The following is an 18,754-nucleotide window of genomic DNA, read 5'->3' as shown; positions in this document are numbered from 1 at the left end:
TTTATAAATAGTTAAAAGGTTGTAAACTCATTACCAACCGATATTTTGTACCAGATTCGTATTCACGTCGCGTTCGCCTTGCGCTATTGGCCAGAAATAATCTTTTATACCGAAGCGTTGCTGAAAAAGATTAGTCGGCCGATAATAGGTCTCCGTGGTGGAGCCGTAAACATTCCAACCGGCAACGGTCTTGTTCATTTCGGTAATGGCCAGCTTCCACCGACGGAGGTCCCAGAAGCGCTGTTGCTCAAATGCGAGTTCATTCAGCCTTTCCCGCTGTATGATTTCACGAACACCATTCTGGGTTGTCACCTTGGCCGGATTGGTGGAAAAATTGGTCCATGCATCCACCACGCCCGGGATGCCAGCGCGCGCCCTTACCTTGTCCAAATACTCAAAAACCTCCGCACCCGGGCCACTCACTTCGTTAAGGCACTCGCTATATAACAGGTAAAGATCAGCCAGACGCATCAGCGGCCAGGGATAATCAATCGTAGTATAGCTGGCCGGGCTTCGTACGTTATCGGGGTGTATCCATTTTTTGATGGAATAGCCCGTAACGGGGCCGTTGAACGCCGAAGTCTTTCCGATCTGATCTCCCAATTTCAGCTGAAGGTAATAAAGATCCGCAGGCACCTTGTCATTAAATTTACCCTGGCCATACCAGATACCGCCATCGAAACCCAAGTATGCATAAAACCGGGGTTCGCGGTCAAAGTTAAGGGCCGCAGTCGCAAATCCGTTTCGTATATATAACTGGTGCTGATCGGCGGTAGTGGCCACTTTGGTTGTATAACGCGCTCCATAGTTCCAGGTTTTATCCTCATTGATGGGTAGCCCGTGATTGGTATAGAACTGTTCAACCACTTTCAATGGTGCATTATACCGGTTGTCCATCCAGACCCTGGCTTGCGCACTGGGCGCCCAGTCTGGTGAAGCCAACACCTGTACCCGGCTGATCCAGCTTTGCGTATTGGCCCAGATGATCTCCGAGTTCCATCGTTCCGAAAACGCCATACGTAGGCTCAGCTCGGTTTGCGTCGTATCGCCGATTAAAAACGCCGCTTTTACGTTCGGGTGCTCATAGAGCAGTATGCCTGCGCTTTCGCAGATGTCAATGGCTTCCCGGCAGGCATCGGCTGCCAGCTGCCACTTGGCGCCGGAGTATTCCGGATTGAACAGCGGGGTTCCGTCGGGATTTTTGAGGCTAGCCTGTTCGGTGTTGCCATTGAAGAGCGGGCTGGCCGCAAACGTCAGCACCTTCGCTTTCAGTCCATACGCCACGGGTTGCGATATCTTGCCATAATACTGCGGATCTACTACGGTTAGCAGTAGGTCGTCTTTGGCTTCATCGAGCAGCTGCACTACATAGCTGAAGCAGTCATCTACCGGTTCTCGAAACACCTTCACCGCATCAGTGCCCGCTGAAATGGGCAAATTGGTTTTGATAAGCGGGATCGGACCATACATGCGTATCAACCAGAAATGGTAATAGGCTTTCAGTACTTTTACCTCGGCGATCCATTGCCGTTTTTCCCGCGGCTCGATATCGGGTACCCGATCAATATTTTCGAGAAAAATATTACAATCGCGTATGGCGGCATACATGTGGTTCCAGAAATTGCCGATCGGGTTATTTACGTTCTGGTTTCCTTCGGCGAGCTGCCGGTATACGCTTGTTTCATTGATCTCCGGAAGTTCCCATACTTCGTCGCCGCCTAATAAAGCTGGACTACCGTTAAACTCTGCGTCGCGGGGCATATACGAATAACAGGTAAACAGGTATTTTTCCGCTTCTCCCCGCATGGCAAAGGCGTTATCGAGTGTAGCTACGTTATCGGGAACAATATCGAGGTAGTTCGAACAGGACGAAAAACAAGAGATGATTGCAACAAGGAAACCTGATGCGAAATTTTGTATGTTGAGCATTTTCATGAGCTTAATTGAAATTAACGTGAACACCCAAATTGAACACCTTCTGGATGGGGTATCCTAAACCGTTGCCTCCCATTTCGACATCCCAAAGCTTGAATTGGCTGATGGTAAGAAGGTTATTCCCGCTGAAATAGACCCTGATAGCGGAGGAACCGATCCTACTGGTAAGCCGCTGTGGCAGGGTATAGCCGAATTCGAGGGTTTTCAGGCGCAAAAAGCTGCCGTTCCGCATGAACCAGGTGCTGGTCTGTGCATTGTTCGGGTGGTCGAAGTTACTGAGACGCGGCCAGAATGCATAAACATTCTGGTTTTGCTCGCTCCAATAATTGTCAGCAATCACCTTGAGCACCTGCCGGTCACCCACAAATGGGTTAATGGCCTCGTACGGCCGATCGGGGCTCGGAGCCTTGTAGTTTATCCAGAATGATTCGTTCGCCAAGCCTTGGAAGAACAGCGAAAGGTCAAAGCCCTTAAAGGAGACAGAGGGGCCGAAGCCATAGACGATTTCCGGCACCGTAGGAAAACCAATGGGCACTTGATCCGCCGGGGTAATCTGTCCGTCTCCGTTTACATCCAGAAATTTAATGTCGCCCCCCAGCACCGGACGGCCGAAATTCTGACCCGGGGAGTTCAATGCTTCCTCGTCGTCCACAAAAAGGCGTTCGGCAATGTACCCATAGACCTGGTTAATGTTCTGTCCGATTCTGGAACGGTAGGTTTCTTTGTAAGCCGGTTCTTCGTATACCAGGAATTTATTGGTGGAATAGGTAAAATTCCCCATCGCCGACAAAAACAATCCGTTGTCGAAAGACTTGCTTACCGTGAGCGATGCGTCGATACCTTGAGAAGAAGCCTCGCCGACATTCGCCCGCACCGGGGCCGACAGGCCCATGGAAGCAGGAATGTGCGCCCGCGTCATGAGGATGTTGGTGCGATGCTGTTTAAACAGGTCCACGTTGAGGGTAATGGCGCTGAGCAATCCCAGTTCCAACCCTAAATTTTGCTGTATGGACTTTTCCCACGTAATGTCTTCGTTGGCATACCTAGAAACGGATACTCCGTTCAGGTACTTACTGGCTCCCACGATGTCCCGCCCGAATCGGGCAGCTCTGCCAGTGGCATTCATATTCACCTCGGATAAATAGAAGAAGCGGTCCGAAGGCTCGCCAATGGCATCGTTACCGATGATGCCGTAGGTATACCGAACTTTCAACGTATTGACGGTACTCTTCAGGTTTTCAAAGAACCGTTCGTTGTGAATGGACCACGCAATCCCTCCCGAGGGGAAAAAACCGAAACGTTTGTCCTGGTAGAATCGCTCGGTACCGTTATATCCAAAATTAAACTCGGCATGGTACCGGCTATCATACCCATAAGTAAACCGGCCCGACAACCCCGTATTTCTAAATGGCAGGGACGTAAGTAGCGTACCCGCGGTTGAATTAAGCCGCTGTTGCACGATCCCCACCAGCATTCCGCTTACCGAATGGGTCTCATTGAATAGGTTATCGTAGTTCAACACCCCCTGTGCATAAAAATTAGCATTGACTTCCCGGAGAGCGGGATGACTATCAAAGCTCAGGTACTCGGTACCGATGGGCCCCACGGGCTGCGGATTGGCGGAAGAGTTGATGACATTGTATGAATAATCTTGTGTAAAGGGATCGTAATTACCCACTTCGTAGTAGAAAGGGTTATAAGCGCGGGTTACCGTATTATAAGCATAGCGCTCGACGTTGAACATCCCCCTGAAATTAAGCCCTTTTACCCAATCTCCTAAATTTTGGGCAATTTCCATCTGCGCCATCATTTTGGAGCGGTTCCAATCGCGGTAGCCCCTTACCATTTCCGCATAAGGGTTTAGATATAAGGACCCCCGGTTACTGCGGGTCACATTATTTCCAAAAAGGATATGTTTCACGTACGCGTGGTCCTCGTCCCTTGGAAAGGTAGCCGGAAATTGCACGGGATTGGAATGCATCAACATGGCATACATTTCCTCCCCATTGTAGATAGGCCCACGGTAGTCGTCGAAATTCCCGTAAAGCCGCACGGTAAGCATCGTGCTTTTGGTTAGGTCAATATCAATATTGGAGCGCAATGAATAGCTTTTCAGATTGATGTTGCTGTTAAAGTTGTTCACCGGATCCACTTTCAGTACGCCGTTGTCCTGATTCAACCCGCCGGAAATAAAGTAGCGGGCCACGCCGCCACCGCCGCTTACGTTAAGGGCATAGCGCTGGTTGCTGGTGTAATCTTTGAATAAGATTTTCCGCCAATCGTTTGCCGGATAAATATAGGGGCTGGCATCCGGTTGTCCCGTCCGATTTATTTTATCGTCCGGATACAGAATGCTTCCCAAGCGATCCCTGGTAAGCACCGCTTCGTTGGCCATTTTCATATAGGTGATCGGGTCGGCCAGTTCAAGATTCGTCGTAGGCGCAGAAAATGCCTGGTCCACGCGGAACGATATTTTCGCCCGTCCTTCCTTTCCTTTTTTGGTCTCGACGAGAATAACGCCGTTGGCGCCCCGGGCGCCATATACAGCCGTGGAAGTGGCATCCTTAAGAATGGAAAACGATGCAACGTCATCCACCGTTATCCGTGCGAGGTCCGTATTGGACGATTCAATTCCGTCAATCAGGATCAGCGGACCGTTTTTATATCCGAATGTGGTTACCCCTCGTACGAAAAAGTCCGCGTTGTCACGGCCGGGCTCTCCCGAACGCTGATACGCGATGATTCCGGCAGCCCTTCCCGCTAACGCATTGGTTAGGTTGCTCGAAGGGATCCGCAGCTCTTCCGGAGAAATGGATGTTACCGCACCTACAACGGCCTCCTTCTTCACCACCCTTCCAAACGCTGTGACGACGACTTCGCCTACCTCCTGGGTAGATGGTTCGAGTGTAACGTTCAAATCGATGCTGCGCGACACCTCGATTTCCTGGGTGACATACCCCAGCATCTGGAAAACCAACGTAACATTCCGGCCCGGCGCCACCAGAATAAAGCGACCGTTGTCATCAGTCGCAGTACCGATTTTGGGATTATCCTTAACGGTAATCGTAACGTTTGGAAGCACGCCCATCGAATCCCGAACAATGCCCTTCACTTCGATCTCATCCTGTGGAATCGGGTTGGGCCGGAGTCCGTGGGCACTGATCTTTTCCGGAATCAAAAAAATGGAAAAGACAAGTGAACATAGCAGAATCGCCAAACTCCGATTTTCAAGTAGTCTATTTTTTCTCATATAAATTAATTAAGTTAATTACTTCACAACCAAGTCATTTATAAATCAATACTAGCGATCTTATATTTATCATTGCAACCGTCCAACCCAAAAAAATATGCGATTCAAAAAGGTTATGTATGAATTGATTACCAAAACAAAACTATCCTAAAACCGTTCAGACACAAATACTGTATTGCCGGAAACTTATACTAAATTGATGCCCTCGTCGCGACGCTCTTTTTGAGGGAAGCCAACCTTACCGAAAGATAAATGTCAGGTGATCTGCGCTTTTTTTCGCATTATCTATCTCATGGATTACGGTATTTCCGATGCGGTTCTTAAAGGCGCGAAGCCGCCTGCCTGTACCATCGGTCACAGTAACCTTGGTTCCATACGCGGTAGGCCAGCCAACCCGGACATCCATGCGGCTTGTTCCACCCCGGATGGCATAACGAATGCTGGCAGAACTACCTTCCCAATCGATTTCAACATCCAGATCGCCTCCATCGGGTAAAGGGATATGCCTGAGCGCCATTTTCTCTCCTTTTAACGATTGGCACAGGTTGGGAGTGATCCGCATTTCCCCGGTAAATCGATCGTAGTCAATGCCAAATATATTTTCGATCAACAGTTGAATGTACTGCGCTGCAGACCACGCATAGCGTTCCACACCCTGTCCGCTGCCGTCGGATGGTTTCAGAAACTCAAAATAGTTATTATTGAATTGCCTGACGGTCTGTAGGGCCAGATAGGCCGAGTGATCATACCTTCCGGCATCTGCTAGTCCCCTAACGATTACTTCATTCCGAAGGCTCCAGATACTTCCTGACCACGCCGGCGCCCCATTGTAGGGGCCGGTCGTTTCGTGATAAATAGCCGATGTTTTTGCGGCACTTGTCAACGGTCGTGTATCCCAGTTGAAATAGGCATCATCCGTAAGCAGGCGAACCATCCGGTCAGCCCGGCTGGAAGGAGCGATCTTCGAATAAAGTGGGTCAAACGCATACACAATCAGCGTGGTATCCTGGCGCCTGTTGACGACATCGTAGGAGAAATAAGCACCAAACCGCTCATTCCACATATAGGTGTTTATGGCGTTCACAAGTTGTTGCCGATTGTCCAGGTGTCGCCTGCGGTCGTGCGGCAAGCCTAACCGGTCGGCAAGCGTTGCCATGTATTGACAGGCCCCGGCCACCTCCACGTTTAGATCAACCTGTGCGGTGGCTTTTAACCGGCTTTCAACCGGAGGAAAAGACTCTTCGAAAACGCCCGTTATCAATCCTGTGGCGGCATCCCGCCGCGCATCAGACAACCACCAGTCCATATAACGGCTAAGCATGGGGTAAACGGTCTGCAACAGCGTGGTATCCTCGCTGCGTTTTAATACGGCATACGCAGCTTGGAACAATTTTGGCAACGAACTGCAGGTAGGAAAGCCCGGCACCTCATCGTGGCCATAAAGAGGAATTCTTCCATCTCCTCGCTGCACGGAAACAAATCCGCGCAGCATGTTTTCGGAAAACCGTTGGTTGATCCACTTGGCTGCCTGCAGACTGATGGACGCGTCCAATTGCCACCAACATCCACCATAATGCCCTCCCGGCGCAATAAAAGGATAGGAAAACCCGTAGCCCGGTTCTCTTACCACACATGCATCCATCACATTGAAGGCTTCTTGAAAATCCGACTGCGCAACCCCCGGAAAGACAATTTGAGGGACATCCTCGTTCATCTTGAGCGTATCTACCGGTCCGGCAATCGCGTGCGATAGGAGTAAAATATTACAGAATAGTGCTGCTAAGGTCATCAAAATCCGGTCTAAAGTTGCCTCACATTACCTTTCAGATCGAACCCGCTTAGGGTAAGCAACGGAAACACGAGAGATTTTGATCGGAATTTCTGTGGTTTAATACGGCTTTGCATCGAACATCAGGAGTATAATTTACATGCAAAAAAAGCCGTAAATGGCCATCCATACCAGTACGGATTTGGCCACTTTCAATACATTTTTGACTTGGGATATGTCCGGTTTACCTGCTGCCTTGCCTGTTTATTTGTATTGCGGTAAATGCCCCGTATATTGGTGCGGTATTGCTGCGGGGTAATGCCCTTAATCTCCTTAAATCGCCGGTTAAAGTTGGAAATGTTATTGAATCCCGCTTCAAAGCAGATCTGCGTGATGCTGAGCCGGTTTTCTTCCAACAACTGACAAGCGCAATTGATGCGCAGATCATTCACAAACTCTTTCAGTGTCCGCTTGGTCCGGGCTTTAAAATATCGGCAGAATGCCGAAGGAGAAATATGTGCCTGTGTAGCGATCTCATCCAGCGCAATCTCTTTCGTGAAGTTTTTAATAATGTACTCATAGATCCCGCTCATCCGTACCGCGTCGTTATCGTTGAGGTTGTCCCAGTAGCCTGCTGATGATAAAAGCTTATATTCTTTCGTAGTGGATAACTCTTCCAGTATCTGCAACAATAAAATAACCCGTTTTGATCCCGTGTGGTTCACCAGCTCCGTCATCCATTGGGCAATGCGTTTTCGCGATGTTCCGTACACCACCAGACCCCGCGTACTTTTCTTAAGGATTGCCTGTATGGCACTCATTTCCGGAATGGCAAAAAAAGACTCACCAAGACAGGACTCGCTGAAATGGACCACAATGGCATCATATAAAAGTCCTTCATTATACGAGATACCCTCTTCCTCAACAGTGGGTTCATGTGACCAGGCGTGGGGTAGATTGGGTCCATAAAACACCAAATCGCCTTCCTCAAACGTAGCAATGCTATTGCCTGCTACCCGCTTACCATGCGGATAATTGATGTACGCTAATTCGTACTCCGAATGATAATGCCATTTGGTATCGAGTACATCAAAATAATCTTTCCGAACCTGGAAAGCCGCGCGACTGCCCAGCGGTGGTTTGGCATAAATGGGTTTCATTGGCTAAGCATATATTTTTTTAACAGCAAACTGATAATTTTACAGCGATCATGTCAATTAAATATCGAAAATAAAACAAATAGATCAATAAATCAGCAATAAATCAAAATCGTACAGAAACTGGCTAATCGGATACCACCGCTGCGCTTATTTTTCACATACCTTTAAAAAATTTTTATGACAACGTTACACACCAATTATAGCAACCTCCGAATCACAGATGCACATGTGCATCTATGGGATCTTGCTAAAATGAATTACCCGTGGCTGGATGACGTCCCGGCCATCAAGAAATCCTTTGGATTGACGGAATATCAAAAGGCTACAGAAGGCATTCCAGTTTCAAGTATGATTTTTCTTCAGTGTGAATGCCTGCCCACCGAATACCAAATCGAAGTAGATCATGTGACGCAACTGGCCAACGTAGATTCTCGCATCCGGGGCATGGTAGCCTACTTTCCGTTGGAAGCTGCGGATGCCGCTGAAGAATTGCAGGCGCTTGTATCGAATAAACTGGTAAAAGGCATCCGTCGGCTGGAAGAGGAACCTGTCACCTTATATGGGAATCCGCGTTTTGCCGCCAACATGAAGTTGCTATTCCAGCATAACCTAAGTTTTGACCTCGGGGTAAAAGCCCATCAATTGCCCGCCGCTCTGAAACTTGTGCAGACCGCACCCGATGTCCGTTATATGCTGGATCATTTTGGTAACCCCCCCATCCGTACCCGAACGTTCACGCAATGGGAGCACCAAATGAAAGAGCTTGCCGAAAACCCGAATGTATATTGTAAGCTTTCGGGCCTGGTAACCGAAGCAGACTGGGAACGCTGGGAGATCGCCGACCTACAACCCTACGTGGATAAGGCCTTGGCATATTTCGGCCCAAAGCGTATGGTCTTCGGCAGCGACTGGCCCGTGGTGACACTCGCGTCTACGTATGCGCGTTGGTTTGATACGGCTGTGCAAGTATGCCGGTCACTCTCCCCCGATGACCTTCATCGGGTATTTTATCAGAATGCCCTCGACTTTTATCAAATTGATTCAGACGTTCCGCATGACTCATTATAAGCTTTCCGCCGACTTTAAACTACCCGCCAATCCCAAACCGATTGTGGTCATCGGTGCGGGAGGCATCATGGAAGAAGCCCATCTCCCCGCATACCGAAAAGCGAATTGGCCGGTTCTTGGCATCTATGATCTTCAACTTGAAAAAGCGCAGCGCGTGGCGTCGCTGTTTGGCATCCCGGCAGTATATGATTCCCTGGAAGCGCTTGTCAGCAACGTTCCGCCTGACGTCGTATTTGACATCGCCGTACCGGCATCCCGACTGATTGACATCCTCAATCAACTGCCCCTAGGGGCCAACGTCATGATGCAAAAGCCCATGGGTGAAACCCTCGAAGCGGCGAAAGAAATCCTGCATATCTGTGAGACCAAACACTTCACAGCCAGTGTGAATTTCCAAATGAAATTGATCCCCTCGATCATCGCCGCAAAACACCTCATCAACCAAGGTGCTATCGGCGACCTGCATGACATGGAAATACGGATGAACATCTATCACCCCTGGGAATTGTGGGAGTTCCTATTCGGCATACCACGCATGGAAATGCTCTACCACAGCATCCATTATATGGATATGATAGCGTACTTTCTGGGAATGCCTAAACAGATTTATGCGAAAACATTCCAACATCCCAAGCAAATGCAGCTGGCTTCCACCCGGTCGATCATCATTTTTGACTACGACCGGCCCATCCGTGCATTTGTGAACACCAACCATGGACATGATTTCGGATTGGATCACCAGGATTCGTTCGTAAAATGGGAAGGAACGAAAGGCGCTATCAAAGCAACGCTTGGCAAAAACATCAATTTTCCGAAAGGCGAGGCGGACCACTTCGCCTATTTTCTGTCAGACCATTCGACCGACGGCTGGATCGAAGCAACCATTCCCGGCGCCTGGTACCCGGATGCCTTCATAGCCACCATGGCCGACTTGCAATGTGCCATTGAGGACCCGACGTCCGCGCACATCACTTCCGTGAAACACGCATATGACACTATGCGGCTCGTAGAAGCCGCTTATTTATCAAATGACAGGGGCGGCACACCCCTTCCCGATTAACCTTTATTGATCAAGATTAACAAACACATTATTCAATTCACTTTACTTAATGGATACCGTATTAAATAAATTTAGCCGCAAACTCACCGAAAATGAAGACCAACCCGGCTCACGGGCGATGCTCCATGCCATCGGCTTGGACGAAAGAACCATCAAATTACCGCAGATAGGTGTAGCCAGTGCGGGTTGGGCGGGAAACCCGTGTAACATGCACCTCAATGACCTGGCGGCGATTGTAACCGACGCCCTGAAAACGGTCGAATTAAACGGACTTACTTTCAATACCATCGGGGTGAGCGATGCCATCAGCATGGGAACCTTCGGTATGAATTTCTCCTTACCTTCGCGCGACCTCATTGCAGACTGCATCGAGACCGTGATGGGCGGCCAATGGTACGACGGATTGGTAACCATCATGGGTTGCGACAAGAATTTACCCGGCGCAGCAATCGCAATGGGCCGGCTCAACCGCCCTGCACTCATGATCTATGGCGGCAGCATCCATTCGGGTCGTCATAAAGGGAAGAAAATCAATGTGCTTTCTACGTTTGAAGCCTATGGCGCGAAAGTGGCAGGACTTATTGACGAAGAGGAACTTGGTCAGATCATCCGCAACGCGTGCCCGGGAGCGGGAGCCTGCGGGGGTATGTACACCGCCAATACCATGTCTTCCTCCATCGAAGCACTCGGTCTGTCATTGCCCTACAGTTCGTCCAATCCTGCCACCAGCGACGAAAAGAAACAGGAATGCGTTACGGCTGCAGCGGCGATCAAAAACCTGCTCGAATTAGACCTGAAACCGCGCGACATCGTTACCCGCAGGTCATTGGAGAATGCGCTGGTTGTCGTGATGGCCTTGGGCGGATCTACCAATGCCGTCTTACATTACCTGGCCATTGCCCAAGCTTTTGGCCTTCCGCTTACTTTGGACGATTTCCAGTACGTCAGCAACCATACGCCATTGATCGCCGATTTGAAACCAAGCGGCAAATACATGATGGAAGATGTACACGATAGCGGCGGTACACCAGCCGTTTTGAAAATCTTGTTGGATGAAGGCCTGCTCGATGGGGATTGCCTCACCGTTACCGGCAAATCGCTTCGCGAAAACCTCGAACACATTCAGCCATGGAACAACGAATTGAAAATCCTGACACCTTTGGATAAACCACTGAAGCCTACCGGACATCTGCAAATCCTTTATGGAAACATCGCCCCCCAGGGTGCCGTTGCGAAAATAACCGGTAAAGAAGGCGAATTCTTTGAAGGTACAGCAAGGGTATTCGATAGCGAAGACGAAACCGTAGCCGCCGTAAAGGAGGGCCGCATCTGCAAAGGGGATGTGATCGTGATCCGTTACGTCGGCCCCAAAGGCGGGCCCGGAATGCCAGAGATGCTTAAAGTGACCGCCGCGATCATGGGAGCTGGCCTGGGTAACGACGTCGCCCTGATTACCGATGGACGCTTTTCGGGAGGTACACACGGCTTTGTCGTTGGGCATGTTTCACCGGAGGCTGTTGAAGGCGGGCTCATTGCGCTGCTGAAAGACGGTGATATGCTGACCATCGATGTCCGTAATAACCGGGTGGACGCCAAAATAAGCGAAGAAGAAATAGCCCTGCGGCGAGCACAATGGGTCAAACCTACGCCAAAAATCACGCAAGGAGTATTGTTCAAGTATGCGCAGATGGTATCTTCGGCATCCGTCGGATGCGTTACAGACACCTTTTCAGTCTTTTAACTGCAATACCGCCACAACTGGCCGGTGATCGGAAGCGTAGGTTTCCGCAATTACCCGGTGCTCGATTACGTGCATGGCCCGCGATGGACGATAAAAAATATAATCGATCACCCGGTTGGGAGTCGCTACGGGGATGGTTCCCGGACAGTTATCGCCTTTGCAGGTAGGTTGGAACGATCGGTCCATGATGTCGATCGGTTCACTTCCTGCTACGTCGTTGAAATCGCCCGCCACGATTACGAGGCTGGTGTCGTTGGCGAACGTTTCCGTGATCTTTAAGGTCTGCAAAGAACGATGCTGTACGCGCAGATCGAGATGCGTGCTGGCAAATGTTAGCAACCTGCCATTAGGTAGCTTCACCTTCACCGCGGCGACAGCGCGGGGTTCTCCGCTGAGCCCGGTTGCCATGGGCAATGCAACTCCCAGGGTGTCCTCAATCGGAAACCTCGAAAGCACCGCGATACCGTATGCGCCTCCTTCGTAGTCAATGGCCTTTTTGAAATAATAGTACATGCCGGTCATTTCAGCCAGCGCCTTCGCCTGGTGCAGGTCCTTACCCGAGCGGAGCGTATGCACATCCACCTCTTGCAAGGCCACCAAGTCTGGCGATTCCTCCTGGATAACCTTGGCGATAGCAGCCACGTCAATCCTATCGGGCTTACTGGGCGGATTGCAATGGTGTATGTTGTAGGCCATTACTTTCAATTTACCGGGGTCCTCTGCATATCCGAGTAAAGCGATCAACATAACCGGAAGGCAAAGCATGTGTTTCAGCAGTCGTTGGGGATGTATCATCGTGTAAGTCTTAAAATAGCGTCGGAGTGAACATTCGCTCCATGGCAAAGTTATCATTTTAACCTGCTTTGCCGATCCTGCTTTCCGCATTTTTCACAAAGTTGCAAGCATGTTCCGTTGGATCTCTCGACAAGGACCTCTTCATCCATTTCGGAGTGAAACAAGCAAGCGCAAACAAAACTAAATGCTGGGTGTTTTATTACCATACACCCAATTGTTACCATAAACGGATGACTATAAAACCCTGAATAAAACCCATGATCGCTTCATTGCCGTTAAAACCGCCGAAGGCAGCAGGAATGCCTTTAAAAACGAACAAGTAATGGAAATAAACAAGTGATTCAAATGAAAACTATTTCTCTGATCAAACCAGCTCTGTTAGGCGTTTTGGCTTTCGGGCTGACGACAGGATGTGCAGCGCAGACTACCGATGCACAAACTGAATTGGATAAACGCATTGAGCAATTCCTGACAGAAAAACGGGAGGCGTGGCACGACCTTAATGTGCCTTACGAGGATGGCCGGGTGTTACACGACCTCATTGTCAACAACAAGTACCAGTCGGCACTGGAAATCGGTACGTCAACGGGTCACTCCACCGTCTGGATTGCGTGGGCGCTCAGCAAAACCGGCGGCAAGCTTGTTACCATTGAGATCGACGAAAACAGGCAGCGGGAAGCCATCAAAAACCTGAAAGCCCTGGGATTGGCCGACATAGTGGATTTTAGATTGGGCGACGCCCATCAATTGGTAAAGACGTTGAAAGGTCCCTTCGATTTTGTCTTTTCGGATGCCGACAAAGATTGGTACATCCAATATTTCAAAGATGTCGATCCCAAGCTCCGAGCAGGTGGTACTTTCACGGCGCATAACGTGCTGCAATCCATCAACGGCATACCGGCATACATGGATTTCGTGAACAGTCATCCGGGATACGAAACCACGGTCAACCGGTCAAGCGATTCCGGTATCGCCATCAGCCGGAAAAAATAGCGCTAGACGCCAAACAGCAACTGGATTATTTAATCGCCCGGTAATATTCAGGTAATGTTTAGTAATCAAATTTGTGTGCAATATGGTATACCTATTAGAAATAACCATTTGCATGATCATCCTGTGTTTAGGTGGGCTATCGTATGTATTTGCCAAATACGTTGACGTGCGGTTTGAAGAAGGAGAAGATTAATTAAGCACCCGCAGCCTATGAACAAACGGGAGGTAGATCTGGTTGTACTATCAGACGTACATTTGGGCACATATGGATGCCACGCCAAAGAACTTCTACGCTATCTGAAGAGCATCAAACCAAAAAAAATCCTTTTGAATGGTGATGTCATCGATATCTGGCAATTCAGTAAACGCTACTGGCCGGAATCACACATGAAAGTCGTCAGAAAAATCCTGAAATTCGTCTCCGAAGGAACTCCGGTAGTCTATCTGACAGGAAACCACGATGAGATGCTGCGGAAATTTGCAGACTTCCAGTTAGGGTCGCTAACGATCACCAACAAACTTTCCCTGCGCATCGGTAAAAAACGCGCATGGGTTTTCCACGGCGATATTTTCGATGTCACCATGCAGCACGCGAAATGGCTCGCGCGACTTGGCGCCGTCGGATACGATACGCTTATTTTATTGAATAGCCTGGTTAATTGGATATTGACGAAACTGGGTCGGGAAAAAATGAGCCTTTCGAAAAAAATCAAAAACAGCATAAAAAATGCGGTAAAATTCATCAACGATTTTGAAGTAACCGCGGCCACATTGGCTATTGAGAAAGGGTACCAATACGTAATTTGCGGACATATCCACCAACCGGCAATTCGGCAGATCCAAACCGAAAAGGGAGAAGTAACGTATCTCAATTCGGGCGATTGGGTTGAAAATCTAACGGCATTGGAATACCACAAGGGCAATTGGCAGGTATACCGTTACCAAGCGGCTGATTACCTCATCGACGACCCCGATCCGGACGCTTCCGAAAACGACAACCTGGATGGCAAACTTGATATTCACCGACTACTCGACTTACTGAAATCGGAACCGACGGTTTAGTTAGTTTCCATTCTTAAATTCCATTTTCCATTGTCAAATTTTCAAAATCCCCGTTTTCAAATTTTCAAATCTCCAACTTTCAATTAAAAATTAACCCCTATACTTGTAGCACTTTCGGTGCTTACAAAATGATTGATCAGTTTCGGAAATATACGCCGCTTAATATTTTATTGTTGTCCCTCATAGGCCTTGTCCTGTGCCTAGGCGTATTTATGCATTTACCGGAAAATCTGATGCCGGTTTTTTTTGAGCCAGCCATTGCCAATTTTACAGGTAAGCTGTCGCCCGAAAACATTACCCCCCAAGCGAACGTGTTAATTACGTTGGTGCTTACCGTCATTCAGGCGCTGTTGATCAACCGGGCGGTCAATCACGTTAACCTTGTGGGCAGGTCGAGCTTTCTACCGGCGCTCATGTACATGACGCTGGCCAGCCTTATCTTGCCTTTCCTTGTGCTGTCTCCGATCCTTATTTGCAACTTCCTTTCTATTTGGATGTTGGACAAATTATTCAGCATTTACCGTCGCACGGAAATCAAACCCCTGATGTTTGACCTGGGCATGATTGTCGCCCTGGGCAGCCTGGTGTACTTTCCGTTCATCGTCATGTTGCTGCTGCTTTCGTGCAGCTTGATCATTTTCCGGCCTTTCGATTGGCGTGAATGGCTGGCTGCGCCGATTGGCTTTGCAACGGTGTATTTTTTGTTGGGCGTGGTATATCTTTGGTTTGACCGCATGGCAGAGTTTTATGAAATCTGGCTTCCGCTTACCTACCCTTTTCCGACATCCATACACATTGATATCTACGATTACCTCGTATTGCTTCCGGTGATCGTGATCCTTGGACTGTTTTTTGTTTCCCTGCGTCAAAATCTTTTGAAAAGCGTCGTGCATATCCGCAAGTCGTTTCAATTGCTCTTTTGCATGTTCGTGCTGTCTGTTATATCCTTTTACCTCAATGCAGATTGGTCCATCAATCATTTCCTGCTGGCCGTGCCCCCGGTAGCCATCTACATGACCTATTATTTCAATTATGCGACCAAGCGATGGTTTTATGAAACCATTTACGTCGTATTAGTCCTCACAATCATCTATTTTCAGTTTTTCTAAACGATTTATAAAGAGCATTTTAACCTTTTTTAACAAAAAGGGTGCCCTCTGACAACTAAAAATTAAATAGCTTTGCATACATTTTTAATTAACAGCGTTGCATGAAGTTTGGTGTCGTTATATTTCCGGGTTCCAATTGCGATGAAGACGTCATCTATGTATTGGAACACATCATGGGGCAAGAAGTGGTTCGTTTATGGCATAAGGATCACGACCTGCAAGGTGCAGAGTTTATCGTACTGCCAGGTGGGTTTTCCTATGGCGACTATTTACGCTCCGGTGCGATCGCGCGCTTTTCTCCGATCATGCAGGAAATCATTGCTTATGCAAATAAAGGCGGTTACCTTCTGGGTATCTGCAACGGTTTCCAGATATTAGCCGAGGCCGGTTTGGTACCTGGTGCACTGCTGCACAACCGTCAACGGAAGTTCATTTGCCAAAACATCTACTTAACCCCTCAAACTACGCAGTCCTTGATTACGGCGCAGATGGATACCAGCCGCGCCTATAAAATTCCGGTTGCCCATGGTGAGGGAAATTACTTTGTTGACAACGATACGTTGAAGGCCTTAAATGACCACGACCAGATATTATTCCGTTATTGCGATGCAGCTGGGAATGTAACCGACGCCGCAAATCCGAACGGCTCCGTGGAAAACATCGCCGGTGTGTGCAACCGCACGCGGAATGTATTCGGCATGATGCCCCACCCCGAACGGGCTGCAGACAATCTGTTGGGCAACACCGATGGGCTGGTCATCTTTGAGTCCATACTTGCTACGGCTCTATCGCATTCCCTTTAATGAAGCACATGCAGCATTTCTCCCGCATTCCAAAGTACCCTCACGATATCATGCAGCATACTCTGAAAGCCCTTGTTTTTATTACGTTTCTTTTGCCGATTACCTTGGTGCATGGTCAACGTTCCACCACCAGTTCCCCTTATTCCCGGTTTGGCCTGGGGGAGATCCGCGGTGACCAGTTGCCGCAAACACGGGCAATGGGCGGTATCGCAACGGGCGTACGCTACCTGAGCGGCTATGGAAACATCAATGTGGGCAATCCGGCGTCCTATTCGGCCCTGGCACTGACCACCGTAGATGTCGGCGTATTCGGGAATATCACCCAGTTGAGCAGGAATCAACTTTCTGAAAACTCCTACAATTTCTCACTTGGCCATATCAACTTCGGCATTCCCTTAGGACGTCCGGGCGGCCTCAGTTTTGGCATTATGCCCTTTTCGGATGTCGGCTTTAGTTATGCCATTCCCGGATCGATTGATACCGTAGACATCCGGACGGTGTATGCAGGTGCAGGTGGTGCCACAAAAGCGTATTTAGGTTATGGGATCCAATTGAACAAAAATTTCAGTGTGGGGGCCAACGTATCCTACCTCTTCGGCACGCTGAACAACATCCGATCGGTCGAATTGCCCAATGACGTGGGCGGCCTGAATGTCCGTATAGACAGCAGCCAATACATCAATGGTTTCAGCTTCGACTACGGCGCCCAGTATTTTCAGCCCTTGGGCAACAGCGTAAATTTGACCGTCGGCTATACCGGAACAGCCGGTACCCCGCTCAACACCACAGCATCGCGCGTCGTGACCCGTACCCCTACCAGCGTCGAGGACGATTTTGAAAATCTACCGGTTGACTCCATTGGCCCTCCTTATGAAGGCCGGAAACAAAGCGTCAGTATGCCCATGAAGCACAGCGTCGGCTTTAGCATAGCCAAAGGAAACCATTGGATGGTCGGTGGTGATTTTAACTATGCCAAATGGAGCGATTTCCGGATCGGGGAAGACAATCCGAACCTTACTGATAGCTATGGCTTCGCAGTCGGCGGCCAGATCACCCCGGACATTACTTCGGTGAATTACCTTGGCGTTGTGGATTACCGTCTCGGTTTTAAATACAATAAATCCCATATCAACATCGCCGATCAAAACATTAAGCAAATGGCACTTACGGTGGGCTTTGGCTTCCCCTTGCCTTCCCTGTTCGGCGGTTCTTTTTACAAAATCAATTTTGCTACCGAATTCGGGCAAACGGGTGCGCTGACCGATCGGTTGGTCAGGGAACGGTACATCAACTTCCACTTAGGATTCACCCTGAACGAACGGTGGTTTCAGCGAAGACGCTACGATTAATGCTGACAATGACGCGCCATGGGTTTAGCTGGCAAAAATATCCTTCATTCCGTTACGTATGCGCTATTCGGCAGCATGCTGCTGGTTGGGTGTGAAACCGACCTGAAAGAAGTCGATCGGATTGCCTCCATACAGGCCGAAGAGCCGGTAGACATTTCCCAGAACGTCACCGTGATCTATAGCGACTCGGCCAAGGTCAAGGCCAAGATGACCGCTCCGGAAATGCGGCGTTACAATGTCGAAAAGCCCTACTACGAATTTCAAAAGGGGGTCACCATCATCTTTTTTGACGAGAAAGGAGCCGAAACCCAACGCATTACTTCAGATTATGCCATCCAAAAAGAAGCCGAAGAACTGACGGAATTCAGGAGAAATGTGGTCATCACCCGTGCCGACGGTTCGGTTATTAAAACCGAAGAACTCATCCACGATCAGAAAGCCAATACCTTTTATAACCACGTTCCCATCGAGGCCGATTTCAAGGACGGCAGAGGACACGTTATGGGCTCCTCGTTCCATTCAGATGGAAGCTTTGAAATGATCGACGTACAAAACATGACTGGAGTTCATGTCTTCCTGCCCGGAGAAGGCCCGACGTTTCGTTAGGTATATCGGCTATAAAGCTTGCATGAGCTATTCAATCAATTTATTTTTGAGCGGT

14 protein-coding genes are annotated in these 18,754 nt (G+C 49.0%); 9 read left to right on the top strand and 5 right to left on the bottom strand.

What is annotated here, in order from left to right; all coding sequences use genetic code 11:
* Positions 1-30: 30 nt before the first annotated feature.
* The 4 genes from ACFQRK_RS11425 to ACFQRK_RS11410 form a co-directional block, all read right to left on the bottom strand.
* Entirely contained in the window at positions 31-1,929 is a 1,899-nt protein-coding gene (locus ACFQRK_RS11425; RefSeq protein ID WP_379006687.1) for a RagB/SusD family nutrient uptake outer membrane protein, read from the bottom strand.
* Between the two features lie 10 nt (positions 1,930-1,939).
* Positions 1,940-5,185 (bottom strand): SusC/RagA family TonB-linked outer membrane protein, encoded by a 3,246-nt coding sequence (locus ACFQRK_RS11420; RefSeq protein ID WP_379006686.1) that lies wholly within the window; start codon positions 5,183-5,185, stop codon positions 1,940-1,942.
* A 238-nt stretch (positions 5,186-5,423) separates the two neighbouring features.
* Positions 5,424-6,974: a trehalase family glycosidase gene (locus ACFQRK_RS11415; protein ID WP_379006684.1), complete on the bottom strand. Its 1,551-nt coding sequence runs from the start codon at positions 6,972-6,974 to the stop codon at positions 5,424-5,426.
* Positions 6,975-7,165: 191 nt separating this feature from the next.
* Complete coding sequence (locus ACFQRK_RS11410; RefSeq protein ID WP_379006682.1) at positions 7,166-8,113, bottom strand: AraC family transcriptional regulator; 948 nt, start codon at positions 8,111-8,113, stop codon at positions 7,166-7,168.
* A gap of 177 nt (positions 8,114-8,290) precedes the next feature.
* Here ACFQRK_RS11410 and ACFQRK_RS11405 point away from each other — a divergent pair, with 177 nt between their 5' ends.
* From ACFQRK_RS11405 to ilvD, 3 genes are read left to right on the top strand one after another with little or no spacing between them, the layout of a single operon-like run.
* A complete protein-coding gene (locus ACFQRK_RS11405) occupies positions 8,291-9,181 on the top strand; it encodes an amidohydrolase family protein (protein WP_379006679.1) in 891 nt (296 codons plus the stop codon).
* Positions 9,168-10,241, top strand: a complete 1,074-nt coding sequence (locus tag ACFQRK_RS11400; protein ID WP_379006678.1) for a Gfo/Idh/MocA family protein — start codon at positions 9,168-9,170, stop codon at positions 10,239-10,241. Before ACFQRK_RS11405 ends, ACFQRK_RS11400 begins: the two co-directional genes overlap by 14 nt.
* Before the next feature lie 49 nt (positions 10,242-10,290).
* Positions 10,291-11,982 (top strand): dihydroxy-acid dehydratase, encoded by a 1,692-nt coding sequence (gene ilvD, locus ACFQRK_RS11395; protein ID WP_379006676.1) that lies wholly within the window; start codon positions 10,291-10,293, stop codon positions 11,980-11,982.
* Here the strand turns inward: ilvD and ACFQRK_RS11390 are convergent.
* Complete coding sequence (locus ACFQRK_RS11390) at positions 11,971-12,777, bottom strand: endonuclease/exonuclease/phosphatase family protein (protein WP_379006673.1); 807 nt, start codon at positions 12,775-12,777, stop codon at positions 11,971-11,973. The two genes, ilvD and ACFQRK_RS11390, sit on opposite strands and share 12 nt — an antisense overlap.
* A gap of 345 nt (positions 12,778-13,122) precedes the next feature.
* Between ACFQRK_RS11390 and ACFQRK_RS11385 the strand changes: the two genes are divergently transcribed.
* The 6 genes from ACFQRK_RS11385 to lptC all read left to right on the top strand — a co-directional run bounded on the left by ACFQRK_RS11385 (position 13,123) and on the right by lptC (position 18,699).
* Positions 13,123-13,770 (top strand): O-methyltransferase, encoded by a 648-nt coding sequence (locus ACFQRK_RS11385; protein ID WP_379006670.1) that lies wholly within the window; start codon positions 13,123-13,125, stop codon positions 13,768-13,770.
* 210 nt (positions 13,771-13,980) lie between these two features.
* Positions 13,981-14,832, top strand: a complete 852-nt coding sequence (locus ACFQRK_RS11380) for a UDP-2,3-diacylglucosamine diphosphatase (protein WP_379006668.1) — start codon at positions 13,981-13,983, stop codon at positions 14,830-14,832.
* Positions 14,833-15,065: 233 nt separating this feature from the next.
* Complete coding sequence (locus ACFQRK_RS11375) at positions 15,066-15,941, top strand: DUF6427 family protein (RefSeq protein ID WP_379006665.1); 876 nt, start codon at positions 15,066-15,068, stop codon at positions 15,939-15,941.
* Between the two features lie 101 nt (positions 15,942-16,042).
* A complete protein-coding gene (gene purQ / locus ACFQRK_RS11370) occupies positions 16,043-16,744 on the top strand; it encodes a phosphoribosylformylglycinamidine synthase subunit PurQ (protein WP_379006662.1) in 702 nt (233 codons plus the stop codon).
* A 50-nt stretch (positions 16,745-16,794) separates the two neighbouring features.
* On the top strand, positions 16,795-18,093 hold the full coding sequence (locus tag ACFQRK_RS11365) for a hypothetical protein (RefSeq protein ID WP_379006661.1): 1,299 nt from the start codon (positions 16,795-16,797) through the stop codon (positions 18,091-18,093).
* A gap of 18 nt (positions 18,094-18,111) precedes the next feature.
* The gene (lptC, locus tag ACFQRK_RS11360; protein ID WP_379006659.1) at positions 18,112-18,699 is read left to right on the top strand and encodes an LPS export ABC transporter periplasmic protein LptC; all 588 of its coding nucleotides are present in this window, start codon (positions 18,112-18,114) and stop codon (positions 18,697-18,699) included.
* Positions 18,700-18,754: the final 55 nt, after the last annotated feature.

Source organism: Parapedobacter sp. GCM10030251, assembly GCF_042666505.1.
Lineage (GTDB): Bacteria > Bacteroidota > Bacteroidia > Sphingobacteriales > Sphingobacteriaceae > Parapedobacter.
This window is presented reverse-complemented; position numbering and strand designations above follow the sequence as displayed.